The sequence below is a fragment of the Pontibacter brevis genome, assembly GCF_054779655.1.
Map to the genome: position 1 here is coordinate 81,127 of NZ_BAAGXV010000089.1, position 20,708 is coordinate 101,834.

Genomic DNA, 20,708 nt, shown 5'->3' on the forward strand with positions numbered 1-20,708 from the left:
CAGTTTTAACATGAGCAGGTCTTCTTTGTTTAATAAACATTTAAAAACATTAAACAAATATACCTACCATAGCCTCTCCCTAAATAATTGTACCTTTGCATGAAGAACACCCGGACCCATTAATTCACAACCAAACACCAGGTATGCGCACCTTTAGCCAGCAGGAAAGGCAGTTTATTCAGGAGCACCAGCACCAGGAGGCGGCCACAATCATGCTGCAGGCAAGCCGCTATTCGCACTTGCCTGTGCAGGAGCTGGTGCAGCAGATTCAGTCCCGCCAGAAGGCAGCGCAGAAGCTACCTGTATGGGTACAGCACCCGGAGGTGGTGTTTCCGGTGGCGGTGTCGGTGGAGCAGAGTTCCTCGGAAACAGCCGCACAGTTTAAGGCTTTTCTGGTAAGTGGGGCATTTTTAGTTGACCTGACAGGAGGATTCGGAGTGGATAGCTTCTACTTTGCCAGGCGCTTTGACAAAGTGGTCCACGTGGAACAAAACACAGAGCTTCAACAAATTGCACAGCACAACTTCCAGTTACTGCAGGCGCAGAATATCCAAAGCATCAATACCACTGCAGAAGATTTTCTAAAGGATTTTGAGGGCAAAGCCGATATCATTTACCTGGACCCTGCCCGACGGGGTGGTACTAATGAGAAACTGCACCAGCTGCAGGATTGCGCACCCGATGTGCTGCACCTGCTCCCCCTGCTGCTTTCCAAAGCAAAAGCAGTTATGCTGAAGGCATCCCCCATGCTGGACATTGACCTTGCCATGGAGCAGCTGCAGCATGTAACAAAGGTATGGGTGGTGGCTGTGCAGAACGAAGTGAAGGAAGTGCTGTACTTACTGGAACAGGACGCACTCCAACCAAACCAGGCAGAAAGAACCGCTGTAAACCTGTTGACGAGTGGAGAAGCACAGCAGCTGGCTTTTACAAAAGCAAGCGAGGAGGCAGCGCAGGTTACTTATGCAGATCCGGCAGACTTTGTATATGAACCGAACGCTGCCATTCTGAAAGCCGGTGCTTACCGCTACCTGAGCCAGCACCTCCTCTTAGGCAAGCTGCACCCCAACAGCCACCTCTATACCTCTCCTACCCTTTTGCCTGATTTTCCGGGCCGGAGTTTCCGGTGCCTGGGAGTTAGCCGCTACAACAAAAAAGAGCTCCTGCGCCAGCTGCCGGGGAAGCAGGCCAACATCACGGTCCGGAACTTTCCGGAGTCAGTAGCTGACATACGCCGCAAAACCGGTATCAGGGAAGGTGGCCACACTTACCTCTTCTTTACAACCGACATGCACCAGAAGCCTGTCGTCCTTATCTGCCAGAAAGCATAGCCAGCGCCTGCCCTTACTAACAAGCGCTGTTTCGTCTCGTAAATTAATTAATAAGCACTTCTTAAAGCGCCATATGTTCTACCAAAACAACAGCAGCTATGAAAGAAGAGAAGAAAAAGTCTGAACGGCCTAACCGCATGGAGCAGGATGTAGAAAACACATCGCGCACCATGAAGCCCGGCTCAGTACAGGGCAGCGAAGCGGCACAAGTGTGCCTAAAGGAAAGGGACGTGGCTGGCACGGCGACTCTGCGGGTCATGCCAGGGCAGCCAAAGCCATAAAAATAACGGCGAAAAAAAAGTATAACCCGGCATCGAAACAGGAGCACCTAAACAAGCACAGCAGGCATCCGTAGTATAATACAGAAGTGGTAACATATGTTATAACCGCTGTATACAATTCTCAATTAAACCTATGAAACAAATGGAAGAAAATAAAGATAAGAAGCACGAACAGCAAGGTTTCAGCAGTAACCCCCAAAAATCTTTTGAAGATGGAGAAAGAGGTGGAGCCGAGCCTGCACCTAAAGTAACAAGCCAGGGATCGCACAACGGTACCGGTGGTATGGGCGAAACAAGCTCCCGCACTCAAAACCCTAACAGGCCGTCGCAAGGTGGTAACTGGCAAAGTGACCCCGCTGGCAATGAGGATGAGAGTAAATAGAATTAACTGCAAAAACATTTTAAATAAACTTTTAACACGAGAACTATGAGCACAGATAAAGAAAATCAGAAAAACCAATCAGAACAGGCAGGCAAGAACAAGGACATTTCAAACAGCCTTGAAAACGATGCTGTAGGGAAAAAAGGCTCCCTGAACCAAACCCCACAGGGTCGTACTGACCAGGAGCAGAATAGTGAACAAAAAAAGCAGAAGTAAATAACTGTTTCAGATATATAGCAAGCAGCCACAGCAGATATGTTGTGGCTGCTTTTTTATGGGCATTTCTGTTTATTGGCCAGGTAGCACGGCTGCTGTACCTGCTGTCATTTAAATTACCGCTTTTTACTCACCCACTTGTTTTCCTTTAGCCAGAACCGCCAGGGCAGGCTGGCATCTTCTCCCGCGTAGTCAATACCAATGCGCGGGCCAGCGGAAATGCTTTCTGGAGGAGGTTGAATACCTTTATCTTCCAACCAGACAGTGTCGCCGGTCAGGTCGGCGCCGTAAAGTTTTTTGTCAATTCCCATCGCCATGCTCAGCACGCCCGGCCCGGCAGTCAGGTTAGGCTTTATAGCTGCCATGTTACGGCGCAGCAGCATTTCCTCCACTCCTACCTCCGGCTCAATAGCCCGCACCAGCACTGCATCGGCTTTATCTTTTTGGTTAGTGATGATGTTGAACAGGTAGTAGATGCCGTACACCAGGTATACATAAGCCACACCGCCTTCGTGGTACATGATTTCTGTTCGTTGGGTCCGGCGGTTGAGATGGGCGTGGCAGGCACGGTCGTTTTCCCCGGCATAAGCCTCTGTCTCCACAATCATCCCGCCAGCCAGGATGCCGTCTATGTTCGTGTACAGGTACTTGCCAACCAACTCCTGCGCCAGTTCTACTACATGCGGGCGGGTATAAAATTCCTTCGGTAGCTTCAAGTTCGTTGCTTGTTGTTTATTTTATGATTTGTTGGTACGGCACTATGGCCAGGGAGTTCAGGCGTGGGACCTAGGCTTTTGGAACAGCGCCTTCGTCTCAATTTTAGATTCTTAACCAGAATTCATATTTATCGCGTATCTTTGCGGTCAGATTGGTGGCTCTTACTACTGCCGTGGTAAAAGCCTTAAAAGGGAAACAGGTGCAAAACCTGTGCTGTTCCCGCAACTGTTATCTTCATAAAGAGAGTTAGCCTATACCAACGGCCACTGTGCGGCAACTGCCGCATGGGAAGGCGGGCTAACTGAAGAGAGCCAGGAGACCTGCCAGTCCGACACTGATTTGTCGTATGCTTTCGGGTAAAAAGCTGCACGGCCTTCGCTAAGCGCGCTTGCTGTTTCTGCTTCTTTTACCTTATCGCATGCTTCGGGATTTAAGCAACCGGGTACGTGGTATTATTTTCTTTCCGTATTTGTTTAACTTTGGCTGTCTGCTCATTGGGTTTGGCTATGCCTGCTTTGGCGCAACAGGATTCTGCGGCTCACAAGCTGCGTACGGTTGAGGTCTTCGGTAAGCCCGCCGAAGTGTATGCCGCTGGCAGCCGCGTGAGCACCGTAGACAGCAGCTACCTCAGCACCTACGCCTCCAGCTCCCTGGCCGACGCATTACAAGCCCGCACACCTATTTACTTTAAAACCTATGGCGTAAGCGGGCTTTCATCCGTTGCTTTCCGGGGTACCAATGCCTCTCAGACGGCTGTGCTCTGGAACGGCCTGAACATTGCCCCTGCTACCTTAGGCCAATCTGACTTCTCTACTTTGCCTGTTAGTGGCGTTGGAGAAGTAACAGTACAGTATGGTTCTGCTGCAGCTACCTATGGCAGCGGTGCCATTGGCGGAGCGGTGCTGCTGAATTCTCCTGAATATAAAGGCAAGGGCTTTGGAGTTGATTTGCAACAGGAGGCAGGGAGCTTCGGCCGCTACTTCAGCAGTGGTAGCCTCCGTTACAGCAACGCAAAGCTATTGGTAGGCGCCAGTGCTTACCTGCGGGTGGCAGAAAATAATTTTACCTACAGAGACCTGTCCCTTTCAGGAACACCGGAAGTGACACAGGAGCACGCAGCCCAGCAACTCCGTGGCCTTACACAGGATCTCACCTATCACCTGTCCTCCAAAACCAAGGTAGCACTGCACACCTGGTACACGTATGCCAACCGGGAGCTGCAGCCGGCCATGGGAGCAGCTTATAACGATGCAAAACAACTGGACCGCAACCTGCGCCTGATGGCTGCACTGGAGCACAACGGCCGCTGGGGACAGACCGACATAAAAGCTGCTTATTTTAAAGATTACCTGCACTACACCGACATCTCCATTAGTTCGGTGGCCGATGTAAAGACATACCAGTTACAGGCGGAACAAACGTTTACGCAGGGCCAGAACTGGAGCCTCCGCGGAGGCGTAAACCTGCAGCACTTTGTGGCTGAGAACACTGGCTATACCGGGCAGCAGGACGAGAACAGAGCCTCTGTCTTCGCGCTTTTCCGCTATAACCCAGTTGCCCCGCTTGCTTTAACACTCAATTTCCGGCAAGCCTTTGTAGAGAACTATAACCCGCTTCCAACACCTGCTCTTGGCTTTAACTGGAAGTTCTATAATAACAACAGGCACCAGCTTTCACTGAAAGGCAATGCCTCCGGCAGTTACCGTGTGCCCACCCTAAACGACCGCTTCTGGATTGGCGCTGGAAACCCTGACCTGAAGCCGGAGCAGGGCTGGAACTATGAAGGTGGCCTGCGTCACTTGCTGGTGCTGGGTAACTCCCTGCTGCTGGAAACAGAGGCCACCTTTTACCACATGCTGATTGACGACTGGATACAGTGGGCACCGGATTACACCGGAAACTGGCGTCCGACTAACCTGCAGAAAGTGCGCTCCCAAGGCCTGGAACTCAGCAGTACCGCTACTGCTACCCTTGGCGACATAAAGCTGAGTAGCACCGCCGGCTATACCTACACCTCCTCCAAGCAGGTAGCAGTGTATGAAGGCAGGGGCGACAAGGGTAAACAGCTGATGTACGTGCCGCTGCACAAAGCCATCTTTGCTACAGAGGCAAATCACCGCGGCTGGTCTGTGCTGGGCAATCTGAATTACACCGGCCTGCGCTACACCAGCAACTCCGAAACAACCAGCTTAGACGATTTTCTGCTGCTGCAACTGGCTCTGAGTAAAAAACTGCAGCTCCACCAGAATACCCTTATCCTGACGCTTCGCGCTGATAATGTAACCAATGCAGCGTACCAGACGATGATTTCCCGGGCCATGCCGCCCAGGGGGTACACCTTTAGCTTACGCTTTATTATTCCTTAAACTATATATTCTAAATGATTCAAATGAGAAAGTTCAACATGTTTCGCAGTCTAATTGTAGCTGCGTCTTTACTTACCAGCACCTTTGCCTTTACCAGTTGCGATAACGACAGCGATGGCCCAAGCGGAGCATATGCAGAGGATGGTGTATTTGTGACCAACGAAGGCAACTTTACACAGTCAAATGGCTCTGTCTCCTACTATAATACCAATTCACAGCAAGTACAAAACGGTATTTTCGCCAAAGAAAACAACGGACAGCTGCTAGGTGATGTCATTCAGGATATGGATATCCAGGGTGAGCGGGCGTTTATTGTGGCGAACAACAGCAATAAGATTGAGGTGGTGAACGCCAGTACTTTTAAGTCAGTTGGCGTGATAGAAGGCCTGCAGTTGCCCCGCTACTTCGAAGCACTTAACAACCAGAAGGGCTACGTTACGGAAACCGTGGATTACAGCGGTTCGACTGGCCGTGTATCAGTTATCGACCTGAGCACCTACACTGTTACTAACACAATTGAGGTGGGCATACAGCCAGAGCAACTCCTGATAGCAGGCGACAAGCTTTACGTAGCCAACAGCGGCAGCAACACTGTTATTGTTATCAACACGGCTACTGACGCGGTAGAGAGTACGATTCCTGTTTCAGATGTACCAAAAAGCCTTGCTCTAGACCGCAACAACAACATCTGGGTTCTGAGTGCTGGTAAAGTTTCCTATACCCCGGACTGGACAGCTATAGATTACTCGCAGACAACAGCTGGCGCACTAAGCATGATTACGGCAGGCACGCAAGACGTACAGACCTATACTTTCGGCAGCAACCAGAGCCAGCCGGGAAACCTGGCTATCAATGACAGCGGAGACAGGTTGTATTTTACTTACGATGGCGGCACCTTTGAGCAGAGCATCACCGCTACCAGCCTTCCCACTACCCCTATCATAGACCGCAGCTTTTATGGCTTGGGCGTAGATCCGGATAACGGTTATATCTATGGCGGTGATCCAAACGGTTTTACCGGCGATGGAACAGTATATATCTACAGACCGGACGGCACAAAAGTAGGTGAGTTTCGGGCAGGCATTGCCCCGAACGGCTTTGTCTTTAACTAGCCCTTATCTGACCTCATAAACCAGCAGCGCCTGCCCCTTTTCGGGAGCAGGCGCTGCTGGTTTATAAACTATGATTTTTACTGATCCACCTCGTCTCGTTCTACGCCACTGCCTTTCCCATCACCGGCATGCACGGCCCCCGTCTTATTGTCTCCGTGGTTTTCATGGTCGGCATGGTCATAATGGCGCTCCATATCAGCATGTGCGGTGTCATAACGGGAAACACCTTCATTTTCGTCCCCTATCATTGCCCCTTCCTTTCGTACGTCACTGCGCTCCACGTTTGTCTCACCCGGGTTTGTACCTGTATCACAGGCGGCCAGGCTGAAAGTGGTGATGGCAGTTACGGCTAAAGAGAGTATGGTTGTTTTTATCTTTTTCGTATTCATATAGTTCGTTGATTTCCGGTTAATAAATTAAAATCCGGTTGTTTTACGAACAGCCGGCCCTTTCATGTACGTCTGAAACCACCTTATTGTTAAAAACCCGACACCGCCGGGGCACGGGCACCGTACACCTTGTATAGTTAACCAAAAATAAAGATATGAAAGAGAACAAGCAGAATGCCCCTATGCAGGAAACAACGAAGGATGACTCGTCGGATGTAGAAAAGGTAAGACAGGACAAGCAAACGCCGCCTCCACAACCCGGCACAGAACAGGGTGCGGCTAAAAGTGGTCCACAGAAAGAGGAGGAAGAGGCCCAAAAAGGTCACTCCTGATTTCCGATTGTGGTACCTGGTGCTGTAAATTGCGCAGTTAATAAATAGTTTATGAGAAAACAGCTCCTGACACCGCAGCTTAAACGGCAGCTAATTATAATAGCCGCTGTCAGCCTTCTTTTGGCTTCAGCCTTAGAGATTTATGTCTTTGGTTTCACCTCCGATTTTATCTTCAGGTGGCTGCGCAGTTTCTTTGTGTTTTTTGTGATGATATCGGCCGCAAAGCTGGCGATTGTGCCTGCTGTAGATACCCTTGTGAACAGGGTAGCAAAGTGGTAGTCAGGAAGCAACAGCAATACACGGTAAGAAAAAAGCCTGCAGATAACATCCGCAGGCTTTTGTGTTTTAAAATACAGGGCTTTGGCAGAGCTGCCTACATATCTACCGTCATCAGGGCGTCGATACTTACCAGCAGGGTGGCAGCCAGGGGGCTGTTATTCGCAATGGCGTTCAGGCGGAAAGTAACAGGCGCACCCTGCTTTAAAAGCTGCGTCAGTTTTTCTTCTACTGCGCTTTCAGGCAAAATAATGGTGCTTTCCTGGTCGTGTTCCGCCATTTCCTTCAGGTGTAAACCAGTAATGGCGCTGAGCACAGTAAACTCACTGCTGCCGGTAGGAGCGAATTCAATTGTTCCGGAAACAAAAGGCTCTTCGCTTCCAACAAAGTCTTTTACCTTATAAGTTAGCTTCCTGATCACAAAGCTGTCCATATCATTGGCATATCTTCTTACTTCCGCTGTATTAGTGTCCACATCCTTCTGCACAGAAAACTGCAAGGCACCTTCAACAGGCTGATCGATGCGCAGCTCGAATTTTTGCTGCACCTCTATTTCCTGTTTAAAAAGTGAACAGGCAGCTGCCAGGCCCAGCAGGACAACTGTTATTATCATCTGTAAGTTTTTCCAGGAGTACATATCAAGGGTATATATGTGTTCTCTATAAGGTGTATCAGGGTAGTGCAACAATATGACTATTATACCATTTGTTTGGCTACAACAAATATAAACTATTTTCTATAATATAAAAGTTTTTATAATATATATTTAAATAAGTATATATTAGATTTATTATGCTATCCCTTTACATATTTTACACATGTTGAACCAGCCCGTAATACTGGCTGTTGGAGGTAAGCAGCAAGCACACAGATTTGCACTTTTATGTGTAGTTTTGCCATTGAAATTACATACCGCCTTTAAATTATAAAGCTGAATTTATTTTGGAGAAGCCATCCATCCTGCTCATTACCCCACCGCTTACGCAACTGAACACCCCTTATCCTGCCACAGCCTATTTAAAGGGCTTTCTAAACGGCCGCGGGTACCAGGTGACGCAGGCTGATATGGGCATTGAGCTTGTGTTACGGATGTTCACACGAAAGGGGCTGCAACAGATATTTGGAGCCATAGAGGGAGGCGACTATGAACTTTCTGATAACAGCCTGCGGATGCTGCGCCTCAAGCGTGAATATTTACAGACAATAGAACCTGTTATCCGCTTTTTGCAGAACAAGGATAACACACTAGCTCAACAGATTTCCTTCAGTCGCTTTTTACCGGAGGCATCGCGCTTCGACCAGGTAGAGGATATTGACTGGGCTTTCGGCAGCATGGGCATTACGGACAGGGCACGTTACCTGGCTACCCTGTACTTAGAGGACCTCGGCGACCTGATAAAGGAAACCGTGTGCCCCTATTTTGCCTTCAGCCGCTACGCTGATAGCCTGGCCATGTCGGCAACGCATTTTGATCCGCTGGAGGAGGCGCTTCAGGAAACTCCGAACCTGGTAGATGAGATACTACTGGCCCTTCTGGAAGAGCGGCTACAGGTGGTGCAACCTGATATAGTGGGCTTTTCTATTCCTTTCCCCGGCAACCTGTACGGCGGCCTGCGGATGGCACAATATATTAAGCAGAAGTACCCGCACATTAAAACGTCTATGGGGGGCGGCTACCCCAACACGGAGCTGCGCAGCCTGCGGGAGCCCCGCCTCTTTCAGTACATTGACTTTGTGACGCTGGATGACGGGGAAGGCCCATGGCTGAAACTGCTGGAGCACCTGCAGAGGCAGCGCCCGCAGGACCAGCTGCAGCGCACGTTCCTGCTACAGGAGGGCGAGGTGCAGTACATGAACAGCTGCACCGACCCGAACGTGCCACACACAGAAGTAGGCACCCCTGATTACAGCGACCTGCGCCTGCAGGACTACCTTTCGGTGATAGACGTGATTAACCCGATGCACCGCCTCTGGAGCGACGGCCGCTGGAATAAACTGACGATTGCCCATGGCTGCTACTGGAAGCGCTGCTCCTTCTGCGATATTACCCTCGATTACATTAACCGTTATGAAGTGGCCCCGGCTACCCTGCTGGTAGACCGCATAGAGCAGATTATTGCCCAGACCGGGCAAACCGGCTTCCACTTTGTAGACGAGGCAGCCCCTCCTGCCCCACTCCGCGACATGGCCATTGAGCTGATCCGGCGGGGCGTGAAAATATCGTGGTGGGGAAATATTCGCTTTGAGAAAACTTTCACGCCGGACCTCTGCCGCCTGCTTGCTGCCTCCGGCTGTATTGCCGTGTCAGGTGGCCTGGAAGTGGCTTCTGACAGGTTACTGGCGCTGATGGAAAAAGGGGTGAGCATTGACCAGGTGGCCCGTGTAACAGATGCTTTCACGCAGGCAGGCATTATGGTGCACGCCTACCTCATGTATGGCTTCCCGACGCAAACTGCCCAGGAAACCATCGATTCACTGGAGGTGGTGCGGCAGTTGTTTGTTAATAACGTCATTCAATCCGGCTACTGGCACCGCTTTAGCATGACGGCGCACAGCCCCGTGGGGAAGAACCCGGAGAAGTATGGCGTGGTGAAAGTAGGTCCGGAGGAAGGCCCTTTTGCAAAAAACGACCTCTGGCACGACGACCCAACCGGCACTGACCACGAGCTGTTCGGGCCGGGGCTGGCGAAAGCCATTTATAACTACATGCACGGCATTGGCCTGGAGCAGCCGCTTTCCTTCTGGTTCGATTTTAAAGTTCCACGTGTAAAGCTCCGCCCTGATGTTATTTACAAAGCGATTCAGCAGCCTCCGAAGCCTGACGCCGAGCGCCGTAACGCCCGCGTACTGTGGCTGGGCAACCAGCCGGAAATAGAATTTACCATGATGGCTAAAAAAGGCCAGACCATAGAGCGCTGTGTATTGACCTTCTATGAAAAGGGAGAGGATTTCCAGGTGAAGACAACCGCCAGCATCGGCCAGTGGGTGTTTGACGTGCTCCAGAAGGTTGGCACTGATAATACAGAAGCAGTACTCCTAAAGCAACTGGAGGAAAGCTTCCCGGCAGACGCACACCTCAGCTTTGCCGAGTTCCTGAGCTCCCCCAGCTGGTTTGAACTACGTGAAAAAGGACTGCTGCTCTTATAGCATTCGCGCAGCAGAGCAGGTGCGGTATGTAGTATTCCGAATAATTTACTTGAAGATGAGAGGTAAAGGGAATGAAGCTACTTCACCCCCTTTACTTTCATTTTTACCCCATAAACAGAATCCATCGCTGTTATAAATAATGTTTTGCGGTCTTTACCGCCGAAAGTTACGTTGGCCGTCCAGTTTTCATCAATGGGAATGTGGGCAATCTGTTCGCCCTCTTTGCTGAATACGGTGACGCCTTTTCCGGTGAGGTAAATGTTCCCTTTGTTGTCGATGGTCATGCCATCGGAACCCATGGGCGCAAAGAGGGTCTTGTTTGTAAGTGTACCATCTTTCATGATGTCGTACACATAGGTTTTGCCTGCTCCTATATCAGCTACATACAGCTTCTTCCCGTCCGGGGTACCTATAATGCCGTTTGGCTGCTTCAGGCTTTCATCCACCCTACGCATGCGGGTCCTGTCAGGGCTCAGGTAATACAGGTGCTGGCCATCCTGCTGCATTTGCGGGTCCCGGGTCCAATAATCCCGCTTGTACAGCGGGTCCGTAATATACATGCCGCCATCAGGTGCAATCCAGATGTCGTTTGGCCCGTTGAGTAACTTCCCTTCAAAGTCCTCAACCAGCACGGTTGGGTTTCCTGCCTTGTCAAAAGACCACAATTGGTTCTTCTCATCTGCAGCGGCAATCAGGTTACTCTTTTCGTCGAAGTACAGCCCGTTGGAGCGCCCGGTTTTATCTGAGAAAACGCTCAGTTCACCCGTACCCGCTGACCAGCGGATAATTTTATCATTAGGCTGATCTGTGAAATAAACATTGCCCTCCGTGTCTGCTGCCGGTCCCTCGGTAAAGGAGTACCCTTCCCCCAGCTTCTCCACTTGCGCTCCCTTTACCACAATAGAGGCTTTGTCCGTGATTTGTGCTGAAAGCAATGCAGGCAGAAACAGGATAAGTGCTGCGCTTAAGCATGTTGTTATGATGTTGTGTTGTTTCATATTGGATAGAAGTTTGAGATAGTTTTTACTGTAACGGCGATGTGTATGAGAAGTCCAGCAATAGCAAGGGTTACGGCTGAACCATGTTGCACATTTAATATGTAGGTCTTCTTCCTTTCAGCGCTTTGCCTATCATCGGAAGTAAGAAGATACAGGATTTGATAATGTACGAATCATCTGAACTTATACTTCTTGAAATTTTCTAAAAGGGCCAACTTGTGGATATACTTGTACATACGGCTATGGGCACTATGTATAGGGTTTCTTTGCCATTCTGCTAACATCGTCTGCGAGATAAAACTTAGAAACAGATAAGCTAAATACAATATAAGAAACTTAGGCAAATACCTGACATACAACCGCTGCCTTGCCTGCATGGAAGCTAAACCTCCCGTTGCATGTATAAATCGCGTTGCACGTCCTGCCCGAGCACAAACTCCAGTTCGCCTACTTCCCGGAAGCCGTACTTTTGATAGAACCGTTTGGCACGTTCGTTATGCTCCCACACGGTTAGCCACACCACATCGTGGTTTTGCTGACGGGCTTTTGCTATGCTCAGCTGCATGAGTTGGTCACCCAGGCCACGGCCTGTCCAGGCGCTGGTGATATAGAGGCGGTTAATCTGAAGCGGGCGAACTGCCTGTATGGCTGCTGGTGCCGGACTGCTGTTTAGTTTCAAGTAAGCTATGGCCTCCCCCGCCACTTCTACAAGAATAAATGCGGTTTCGGGATCGGCTAATTCGGCAGCCTGCAGCTCAGGGCTGTACATGGTAGGCCGGAAAGCAGCCATGTCTTCGGGCTTGTTGTAGGCGGCAAAGGTTTCTTCAAACGTGCGCCAGCCTAAATCAGCCAGCAAGGAGGCATCTTCGGGAGTACCGGCACGAAAAGTAAAATCATTTGAATCAGGATAAGGCATGTGCTTGGTATTTGCCGTGAAGATAACAGCCCAGAGGCAAGATATCCTGCTTTCTTTAAGCACTCAGGCTATTTGCCCGAAAATAAAAGCGGAGTGATGTACCTTGATGGCTCATCACTCCGCTTCCTGTTAATTAAGATAAAATCTACTGCTACTCCCGCTTTGTTTTCAGCAGGTTCCGAAGTTCTGTCAGCTCATCGCGGTACTTGGCTGCCTGCAGGAAGTCAAGGTCTTTGGCGGCAGCCTCCATCTGCTTTTCTGTTTTCTTGATAAGCTTCTCGAGTTCATCGCGCTTCATCATCTGTATCACAGGTTCGGCAGCAAGCGACACTTCCTCAGCACCGGCATACATCTTCACTTCTTTCTTCTTGGCATCGGCAACCGATGTCTGTTCAAATATTTCGTCTTTCGACTTCAGGATGGTGCGAGGCGTAATGCCATGCTCTTCGTTGTAAGCAATCTGCGTGGCGCGGCGGCGGTTTGTCTCGTCAATCGCCCGTTGCATCGAGCCTGTCATACGGTCGGCGTACATGATTACTTTGCCTTTCTCATTACGGGCTGCGCGACCCATGGTCTGTATCAGCGAGCGCTGGTCGCGCAGGAAGCCTTCTTTGTCGGCATCCAGTATCGCCACCAGGCTTACTTCCGGCAGGTCAAGTCCCTCACGCAGGAGGTTTACACCCACCAGCACATCGATAGTACCCATTCGTAGCTCCCGCAGAATCTCCACGCGGTCCAGCGTCTTTACCTCAGAGTGCAGGTACTTGGCCTTGATGTTGAGGCGGTCGAGGTACTTGGTCAGCTCTTCGGCCATGCGTTTTGTCAGCGTGGTCACCAGCACGCGCGCACCTTCTTTCACGCGCTCGTCTATTTCGTCCAGCAGGTCATCTACCTGGTTGGTGCTTGGCCGCACTTCTATTACAGGGTCCAGCAGACCGGTAGGGCGTATAATCTGCTCCACAATCACACCTTCTGATTTCTGAATCTCATAATCGCCGGGCGTGGCGCTTACAAACACCACCTGGTGCATCAGGCTCTCAAACTCATTAAAGGTGAGCGGGCGGTTGTCCATGGCGGCAGGCAAACGGAAGCCATATTCCACCAGGGCCACTTTGCGGGAACGGTCGCCGCCCCACATGGCCCGCACCTGCGGCACGGTTACGTGGCTCTCGTCAATCACCATCATAAAGTCGTCCGGGAAGTAATCGAGCAAACAGAAGGGCCGTGCACCCGGGGCGCGGCGGTCGAAATAGCGGGAGTAGTTCTCGATACCGGAGCAGTAGCCCAGTTCGCGTATCATCTCCAGGTCAAACTCGGTGCGCTCCTTGATACGCTTGGCTTCTGTAGGCCTGTCTTCTTTCAAGAAGTAATCGTGCTGCGCCACCATGTCGTACTGGATTTCATGGATGGCCTGGTTCAGCGTGTCCTTCCCAGTAACAAAAAGGTTGGCCGGGTACAGTGAAATTGCCTTCTCATCCGACAGCTTCTTACCAGACTGTGGGTCGATGCGGTGGATTGCCTCCAGCTCGTCTCCAAAGAAATACAGCCGGTAGGCAAAGTCGGCATAGGCCGGGAAAATATCCACAGTATCGCCCTTCACCCGGAATGTTCCACGTGTGAATTCCGCTTCGGTGCGGCTGTACAGGATCTGCACAAAAGTATACAGGAGGTTGTTGCGGCTGTAGCGCTGGCCGGGAGCGAGGTACAGCACGTTCTTTCCAAACTCTTCCGGGTTACCAATACCGTAGATGCAGGACACCGATGCCACCACCACAATGTCGCGGCGGCCCGAAAGCAGCGCAGAAGTAGTATGCAAACGAAGCTTCTCAATCTCTTCGTTAATAGCCAAGTCTTTTTCTATGAATACATCCGACGAAGCAATGTAGGCCTCCGGCTGGTAGTAGTCGTAGTAAGAGATAAAATACTCTACAGCATTGTTGGGGAAGAACTGCTTAAACTCGCCATATAGCTGCGCCGCCAGTGTTTTGTTGTGGCAAAGCACCAGCGTTGGCTTGCCCACGTTTTGGATAACGTTGGCCATGGTGAAGGTTTTACCGGTACCGGTGGCACCTAAGAGCACCTGGGCCGGCTCTCCGTTTAAGATGCCTTCGGTTAGTTGTTGTATCGCTTTCGGCTGATCGCCGGTTGGTTTAAATTCTGATGTTAACTGAAAATCCATTCGTCGTTATTACGGATAAGTATCGATATACTATAACATCAAAAGCAGGCAGTAAGTTTATGCTTTTGCGATAGTTGTACCCAAAGTACGTACGCCCTTTAAGAAGTGTAAAAACAGCAAAGCCTGCTCTCAGGGCAGGCTTTGCTGTTATACATATATTATAAGCAGTACTGCTTAATTACCACTTCTGGGGGCACCATACTGCCAGATTTGGCTGGACAGCACTGTACCGTTTCGCCCCAGACCAACATAGCCAAAGTCGTCGATAGCAAACGCTACTGCACTTTCTCTGCCTATGCGTGTAAAGTCATCGAGCCTGCGCCAGGTATCGGAGGCAGGGTCAAACTCCCATGCATCGGTCTGTGCAGACGCATTTGTTGGAGAGGACTGCAAATTCCCGCCACCTAAATCATTCACCTTTGTGCCTCCAATTAAATAGGCTCTGTTGTTTAGCACAAACACAGTGGCATTCATGCGCGGAGTAGGATAGTTTGTTCCTGAGCGCTCCGCCGAATTCAGGCTGCGCAGGTTGCGCCAGGTGTCTGTAGCAGGGTTGTACTCCATGATATCAGCTTCCAGGATACCATTGTTGAGTCCGCCTCCTATATACCCCTTACCGTTTACGGCAAAGGCATAACCATTTACACGTCTTGCACCAGAAAGCTCTGTTTTCTCTGTCCAGGCACCTGAAGCAGGATCATACTGCCAGAAATCTTTGCGGTAGCTACCGTCGTATCCAGCCGCTACATAGCCTTTGTTTTCCAGTGCCATGGCCACAGCACCATAGCGGGCAGTGCCAGGAAAGTCAGCAATCTGCGTCCATGTATTTGCAGCCGGATCATACTCCCAGAAGTCTTTCAGGTTACTGGATCCGTTATAGCCGGTACCTATATAACCTTTGCCGTTTGCTGCAAAACCAACTGCGCCGCTTCGGGCCACACCAGGGAAATCAGCCATTCTGTTCCATGTATCAGTATCCGGATTATACTGCCAAAAGTCGTTTAAGCGGTTCATGCCATCGAAGCCAGTACCCACATACGCTCTCCCGTTGATGGTGAAGGCTACGGCGCCGGTACGCGCTGCTCCGGCAAAATCAGACTGGCGTACCCAGTTACCAAGCAGTACTTCTTCGCTGTCACACGATGTAAACACACACACGGTTAACAAGAGAAAAAGGCTTGTTAGCAGGCGCATGTTCTTTAAAAGGTAAATCATAGCCCCGTAATTCTTATTTAATAGTAGTGTAATAGATTTTCAACTTAACGCTCTGTGGTCCGCCAACCACCAGCCTGCTCACATCCTTTAGGTAAGTAGCCGTGGGAGGTGCGAGAAACAAGGCGTTCCCTGTAGTGTTCTCTGTCTTTAGTTGCTGGATAACATAAGACGTAACATTAAACTCATACCGGTTATTCGCCTCAACATAGTTTGCCCCCAGCGGCACACTGTTTTCATCAAGGGTATTGCTTGGAACTGGCCTTAGCGGCACATTGGTCCTGTTTGTTCTGAAAAGCGACAGCGTTGCCGGAACAGGATAAGGGTGTTGTGTTGTATTTTGCAGCGGCTCCACCACCAGCACAGCATGATTGATCAGGTCTGGCGACAACTGCGTTCTGAGGTCGTTCAGGTATGGGAAGTCCAGCTTTATCATAAGGCCGGCACCAGCCTGCGTTACGCTTACATTGCCTGTTTGTGCTGCTGGAAGTGCGCTGCCACCTCTTTCCAGGCCTTCCAGTGCAGTACCCTCTACATCGGTTGCTATCTGGTTGTACTGTAGGGCTGCGGTGGATATAGGGAAATCTTTTGTTCTCGCTACTTTGTTGCCGTTCGATGTTTCAGAGTAATACAGGCGTACTTTTGCAGCGGGCACCGGGAAGCCAATAACAGCACTCCCTCCATTGCTCACAAGTTTCAGCCCCTTAAAATAGTTAAAAAAGCTGGTCGCATCTGTTAGCCTGCTGTCTCCTGCCTTCTTCAGGCTGATCCACTCCTGCCCTAACTCATCAGGCAGCGGGATGTTGAGCGTATCTTTGCTGACCGGCCTTGGTGTATAGGTAAAAGATACCAAGGGTTCTGGCGCGGCAACTGCCTTGCTGACGTTGTAAAGTGCATTTTCAGCATAAAAGAAAGAAGCAGGCTGTTCATTGAAGAAGTACGGGCTCAGCCTTCTGGCTCTTACATCGCTTTGAAGCCTGTACACCTCCAGAGTCTGGGCCTGCGTTGTATCTCCGTAGTAATAACCGCCCAGTGGCATAATCAGCTTCAGGGAGTCATAAGCAGCATCTTCTGCAACGGTCCATGTGCTGGGCAGGGTAAGCGGAAAAACACTGTTCGACTGGAGTGTTCCGCTATAAGGTGCAGTGTATTGCCCCACCAGCATGGTACCCTGGTTTGATGTTGCCAGCGAGTCCAGGTATACCGTAGATACATTTACAGTCAATGTGTCGATGTACCTTCCGGAAATATTATCATCTACCAGCCCCACACCCAGTTCGTTAGGGTCCTCGCAGGAGGCAAGCGCCAGGCAGCAGCAAAAGAACAGTGTTAGTTTATTTCGCAAGGGTGCGTTTTTACTTAAAAATTGCATAGTTTAATACTGTTGTAAACAGATTCATCCTCTAATTGGCTCGAAAGGTAGTGCGGCGTGTACTGAAACTTTATCTATTTCAGCCTCAGGCAATAGCCGCTGACAAACAGAAAAGGCGCTTTAACGAACTGCCACAAAACGCTTCTACAAAGAATGTACTTTTTTCAGCCCCAAATATAACACTATATTTTCGCTATCAGAAAGATAATGTCCTATACTAAACTTCTTTCCCTACCAGATATTGCACAGCATCCTCTTTAAAATTGATGTCAAATGCTGCTTATTTCACCTGTTTATAGTCTGCTGTACTCCCTCTGCCCTGCAAGGCTTTGCACAGGCACTCCTACCAGGCAAACATACCCTGAAAGCAGAAAAGCCTGCCAATAAATGACAGGCCTTCTGCTTAAATCAACCATTTAATCAACAAACAATAATCACTAATAATAAAACTGCAGGTATCATGCATCAAAAGTTCGCCTGCTCACACACGCGCACCACCCGGACGGCCGGATATATGACATAAATAGCGGGGCAAATCTGTGTCGGCCCCTCATCTAACTCCAACGTCAGCTTCAGCCGGTTTCCTTGCTCCCGATACTCCTCCGGCAGGTTTCTGGCCGTTACATAGCCCCCGTTCAGCTGCCCGATGTAATGGTTGCTTTTGCTTCCAGCCAGAGTAGCATCCTCCTCCAGCTTCAGGATATACCACCCGGTCTGGCAGTTATCCGGACCTATTACCTCTGCCTCCATACAGGTAGGAGCCGGTTCATTCTCCGTACAGCTCACTACCAGCACCGACAGGCAGAGGTAAAGAATCACGATACAGAGGAAGCTTTTCATAGTTTTATTTTGACTAAGGCAATCGGTACTATCTTAAGGCGTGGCACCCTTCCGGGCACCACAACCTCCAGACAGTTTTTTTCATAGCTTATAAAATGTAGAGCAGATTAAATTCAAATACTCTGGAAAAGCGCTTCTGCCTTTAGCCCAGCAGTGTAAAGGCCAGCAGCCCCAGGAGCACATACCAACCATACAGATTCTGTTGCATTACAATGTTCAGGGCTGTGAAAACATCGCGGATGGCATTCATGGCAGTAGCAGCTAGTTTGTTTTTATGTACCCATTTGTTGTTGTATCCTCATCCTGATGACCCGCCTTCTGTTAGAAGGGTTGCAAGCGCACAAAAAATTATCTTGCTTTTTTTCCGCTATTCAACTCGTAGTTCACAGCCATGTTCAGACCCACAGCATAAGGTTTACCTTGTGGTGCCTGGGCATTCTCCGGCTCAGCAAGAAGGGTGTTAAAATAACCCCTGAACTCTGGCCCCACCGTAACCGACATGTTGCCGGCCAACCGCTTACCTACTCCTCCGGACATATTTCCAGACCATTGTAGCTTGCGGAAGGGAGAATTGTCATTTAAATCATAATCCACATCTTTTACCTCCGAAGAAGAGGCAAGAATAGTGGTCTGCATGAGTATGTTTGCCGCAACGCCTGCGCCACCGTACCAGAACCAGTCTTTGCCTATGTTGCCTTCATACTGCAGGCCCACAGGAACCGTCAGGTAGCGGTAGCGGTGGTTTACCTTGTACTCCGGTGTTTTGGCTACATACAAAGAATCTGTGGCAAAGCTGGACCTGATGGAGGGAATGAACACGGTGGAAGGCCCGTTCGATTTGTACCCAGCGGCAAAAGTGTTCCCCCAGAACTGCTGTATAATGTAGCTGGAACTCGAACGTGCTGTGTTTTGCAGGAAGCCTAGTCCTGTCAGGAGCTTCAGCTTTCTGGCTAATTTAAAACCTGCCTTTGCTTCAAACCCGAAGGAAAAACCCGGATCTGTATTTTCTGCATATTCTTCGCGCGCTTCTTCCATATAAAGAGAGGAGATGGAGGTGGCGGAAGAACTGCGCATCAGGCTGAATTGGTCACTGGCGGCACCCATCATCTGGTTGGAGAGCCCAATATTCTGGTCGAAGTAGCCCGGCGCATAAGCCATCCCTAAAGACCAGCGGTTATCACCCTCCGCCTTTTCTTTTTTTGAATTTTGCTTACCTGCTGCGTCCTCATGAAGGGCAAGTAAGAGCGCTTTCTGCTCCTCTTCCACCCGCCTGGCTTGCGCCATGACCTGCTCATTCAGCTTTTTGAAATCGTCGGTAGCTTTGGTTTCGGCTCCTGTGGCAGCAACAGACTGCTGTAGTATGCCATTGTTACTGCCCGCCCTTTGTTCTGTGGCCGAAAGCGTCGCTATTGTCTGCCTCAAAGACCTGCCCAGGCTTAGCGGCTTTTCAATTTCCGCAGCTTCCGGTTTTTCAGTTGCTGCTAAAGGGAAGGAACCTGCAGCTGTTTCTGTAACAGGATCGCTCCCCGTATCAGCCTGAGGTACTGCTGCCCTGCCAGTTGCTGCACTGCCATTTATGTCTGCTGTGGTGTGGTTAAAAGTCCTTGCCGTCATGGCAGAAGCCGCTGGTGCCGGTGCCTCCGTGTCCAGGATTGTAGTGCCAGGAGCAGGCAAGGCCCCTTCTTCTCCCGCATTTGCTGTGGCTGTTACTGCGCCTGCTTCTCCGGCCGGGGCACTTAAATTAGTTGCCGGGCCTGGATCAGTGGCAGGTGCTACAGTAGCCAAACTTTGTTCAGTAGCAGCAGGACTGTTGAAGTACCATACCCCGACACCGCCTGCCAACAGCAGGAGCGTGATACAGGCAGCGGCCAGTTGGCGGTAAAATGCCGCGCGCTTCTTGTATGCACCATTTTCCTGCACCGTCAGTTCATGGTCGATGCGGTCCCAAAGATTCTGAGACGGAGACGCCTCAGCATCGTACATGCGGCCAGAAAACTCCTCTTCGAGTTTGCCGCGCTTATCGTTAGCTGCTGATGACATGTTCCTCATAGTTATTTTCCTGGCGGGAAATCATACCCTGCAGTATGGCCCTCGCACGTGAATACTGTGATTTAGAGGTACCCTCCGAGATGCCCAGCATCTCCCCTATCTCTTTATGGTTGTAGCCCTCTATGGCATACAGGTTAAACACCATTCGATAGCGGGGAGCAAGGCTCTGAATCATACTAAGCAGTTCGTCCAGAGTGTAGCCTGTCAGGCTGAAGCTTTCGGAAGGCAGGTTGCTCACTTCCTCCGCCTCATGCGACACTGTAAGCAGTTGCTTGCCGCGCAGGTGCTTCAGGGCTGTGTTCACCATTATCTTCCTTATCCAGAACTCCAGCGGGCAGTCCCGCTTGAAGTTGCCGATATTGGAAAACACCTTTACAAACGCCTCCTGCATAATGTCTTCAGCCTCAAATGTGGTAGGGGCATAGCGCAGGCAAACCGCCATCATTTTCTTTGAATAAAGGTCATACAGGAGCCGCTGCACCTCGCGTTTGCCCGCGATGCACCCCTCTATGAGCTTGTCCTCATCTGACTTAGGTTTACTGAATAGCTTCAAAAACTGCCTGTTATTTTGCCCTACACACTCACATGATTCC

Annotated in this window: 20 protein-coding genes and 1 riboswitch; of the genes, 9 read left to right on the forward strand and 11 right to left on the reverse strand. The window is 50.2% G+C overall.

Annotated elements, in window-relative coordinates:
* Positions 1 to 95 precede the first annotated feature (95 nt).
* The 4 genes from ACYVB1_RS20480 to ACYVB1_RS20495 all read left to right on the forward strand — a co-directional run bounded on the left by ACYVB1_RS20480 (position 96) and on the right by ACYVB1_RS20495 (position 2,210).
* Positions 96 to 1,331, forward strand: a complete 1,236-nt coding sequence (locus ACYVB1_RS20480) for a THUMP-like domain-containing protein (protein ID WP_460925672.1) — start codon at positions 96 to 98, stop codon at positions 1,329 to 1,331.
* 98 nt (positions 1,332 to 1,429) lie between these two features.
* Entirely contained in the window at positions 1,430 to 1,612 is a 183-nt protein-coding gene (locus ACYVB1_RS20485) for a hypothetical protein (protein WP_460925673.1), read from the forward strand.
* A gap of 142 nt (positions 1,613 to 1,754) precedes the next feature.
* On the forward strand, positions 1,755 to 1,994 hold the full coding sequence (locus ACYVB1_RS20490) for a hypothetical protein (RefSeq protein ID WP_460925674.1): 240 nt from the start codon (positions 1,755 to 1,757) through the stop codon (positions 1,992 to 1,994).
* 45 nt (positions 1,995 to 2,039) lie between these two features.
* The gene (locus ACYVB1_RS20495; protein WP_460925675.1) at positions 2,040 to 2,210 is read left to right on the forward strand and encodes a hypothetical protein; all 171 of its coding nucleotides are present in this window, start codon (positions 2,040 to 2,042) and stop codon (positions 2,208 to 2,210) included.
* A gap of 116 nt (positions 2,211 to 2,326) precedes the next feature.
* Here the strand turns inward: ACYVB1_RS20495 and ACYVB1_RS20500 are convergent, their stop codons facing one another.
* Entirely contained in the window at positions 2,327 to 2,926 is a 600-nt protein-coding gene (locus tag ACYVB1_RS20500) for a DNA-3-methyladenine glycosylase (protein WP_460925676.1), read from the reverse strand.
* Positions 2,927 to 3,062: 136 nt separating this feature from the next.
* Positions 3,063 to 3,269: riboswitch (cobalamin riboswitch) on the forward strand.
* Positions 3,270 to 3,406: 137 nt separating this feature from the next.
* Here ACYVB1_RS20500 and ACYVB1_RS20505 point away from each other — a divergent pair.
* Complete coding sequence (locus tag ACYVB1_RS20505) at positions 3,407 to 5,293, forward strand: TonB-dependent receptor plug domain-containing protein (protein WP_460925677.1); 1,887 nt, start codon at positions 3,407 to 3,409, stop codon at positions 5,291 to 5,293.
* 38 nt (positions 5,294 to 5,331) lie between these two features.
* On the forward strand, positions 5,332 to 6,405 hold the full coding sequence (locus ACYVB1_RS20510; RefSeq protein WP_460925678.1) for a DUF5074 domain-containing protein: 1,074 nt from the start codon (positions 5,332 to 5,334) through the stop codon (positions 6,403 to 6,405).
* Between the two features lie 77 nt (positions 6,406 to 6,482).
* Here the strand turns inward: ACYVB1_RS20510 and ACYVB1_RS20515 are convergent, their stop codons facing one another.
* Positions 6,483 to 6,794 carry a hypothetical protein gene (locus ACYVB1_RS20515; protein WP_460925679.1) on the reverse strand — a complete coding sequence of 104 codons (312 nt, stop codon included), beginning with the start codon at positions 6,792 to 6,794 and terminating at the stop codon, positions 6,483 to 6,485.
* 155 nt (positions 6,795 to 6,949) lie between these two features.
* Here ACYVB1_RS20515 and ACYVB1_RS20520 point away from each other — a divergent pair, with 155 nt between their 5' ends.
* Positions 6,950 to 7,126, forward strand: coding sequence for a hypothetical protein (locus ACYVB1_RS20520; RefSeq protein ID WP_460925680.1), 177 nt, complete (start codon positions 6,950 to 6,952; stop codon positions 7,124 to 7,126).
* A gap of 51 nt (positions 7,127 to 7,177) precedes the next feature.
* On the forward strand, positions 7,178 to 7,405 hold the full coding sequence (locus ACYVB1_RS20525; RefSeq protein WP_460925681.1) for a DUF2798 domain-containing protein: 228 nt from the start codon (positions 7,178 to 7,180) through the stop codon (positions 7,403 to 7,405).
* A 94-nt stretch (positions 7,406 to 7,499) separates the two neighbouring features.
* Here the strand turns inward: ACYVB1_RS20525 and ACYVB1_RS20530 are convergent, their stop codons facing one another.
* Positions 7,500 to 8,015 carry a hypothetical protein gene (locus ACYVB1_RS20530; protein WP_460925682.1) on the reverse strand — a complete coding sequence of 172 codons (516 nt, stop codon included), beginning with the start codon at positions 8,013 to 8,015 and terminating at the stop codon, positions 7,500 to 7,502.
* A gap of 329 nt (positions 8,016 to 8,344) precedes the next feature.
* On the opposite strand from ACYVB1_RS20530, the gene ACYVB1_RS20535 reads away from it, so the two are divergent.
* Entirely contained in the window at positions 8,345 to 10,549 is a 2,205-nt protein-coding gene (locus tag ACYVB1_RS20535; RefSeq protein WP_460925683.1) for a B12-binding domain-containing radical SAM protein, read from the forward strand.
* Positions 10,550 to 10,626: 77 nt separating this feature from the next.
* Here ACYVB1_RS20535 and ACYVB1_RS20540 read toward each other — a convergent pair whose 3' ends face one another.
* From ACYVB1_RS20540 to ACYVB1_RS20575, 8 genes are all read right to left on the reverse strand, one after another.
* Positions 10,627 to 11,547, reverse strand: coding sequence for an SMP-30/gluconolactonase/LRE family protein (locus ACYVB1_RS20540; RefSeq protein ID WP_460925684.1), 921 nt, complete (start codon positions 11,545 to 11,547; stop codon positions 10,627 to 10,629).
* 382 nt (positions 11,548 to 11,929) lie between these two features.
* On the reverse strand, positions 11,930 to 12,463 hold the full coding sequence (locus ACYVB1_RS20545) for a GNAT family N-acetyltransferase (protein ID WP_460925685.1): 534 nt from the start codon (positions 12,461 to 12,463) through the stop codon (positions 11,930 to 11,932).
* Positions 12,464 to 12,614: 151 nt separating this feature from the next.
* Positions 12,615 to 14,642 carry an excinuclease ABC subunit UvrB gene (gene uvrB, locus ACYVB1_RS20550; protein ID WP_460925686.1) on the reverse strand — a complete coding sequence of 676 codons (2,028 nt, stop codon included), beginning with the start codon at positions 14,640 to 14,642 and terminating at the stop codon, positions 12,615 to 12,617.
* 174 nt (positions 14,643 to 14,816) lie between these two features.
* On the reverse strand, positions 14,817 to 15,857 hold the full coding sequence (locus tag ACYVB1_RS20555; RefSeq protein WP_460925687.1) for a Kelch repeat-containing protein: 1,041 nt from the start codon (positions 15,855 to 15,857) through the stop codon (positions 14,817 to 14,819).
* Positions 15,858 to 15,870: 13 nt separating this feature from the next.
* A complete protein-coding gene (locus tag ACYVB1_RS20560) occupies positions 15,871 to 17,226 on the reverse strand; it encodes a DUF4270 family protein (RefSeq protein ID WP_460925688.1) in 1,356 nt (451 codons plus the stop codon).
* 465 nt (positions 17,227 to 17,691) lie between these two features.
* Positions 17,692 to 18,066, reverse strand: coding sequence for a hypothetical protein (locus tag ACYVB1_RS20565; protein ID WP_460925689.1), 375 nt, complete (start codon positions 18,064 to 18,066; stop codon positions 17,692 to 17,694).
* 348 nt (positions 18,067 to 18,414) lie between these two features.
* Positions 18,415 to 20,106 (reverse strand): outer membrane beta-barrel protein, encoded by a 1,692-nt coding sequence (locus ACYVB1_RS20570; RefSeq protein ID WP_460925690.1) that lies wholly within the window; start codon positions 20,104 to 20,106, stop codon positions 18,415 to 18,417.
* Positions 20,090 to 20,668, reverse strand: coding sequence for an RNA polymerase sigma factor (locus ACYVB1_RS20575; RefSeq protein WP_460925691.1), 579 nt, complete (start codon positions 20,666 to 20,668; stop codon positions 20,090 to 20,092). Before ACYVB1_RS20575 ends, ACYVB1_RS20570 begins: the two co-directional genes overlap by 17 nt.
* Between the last annotated feature and the right edge of the window lie 40 nt (positions 20,669 to 20,708).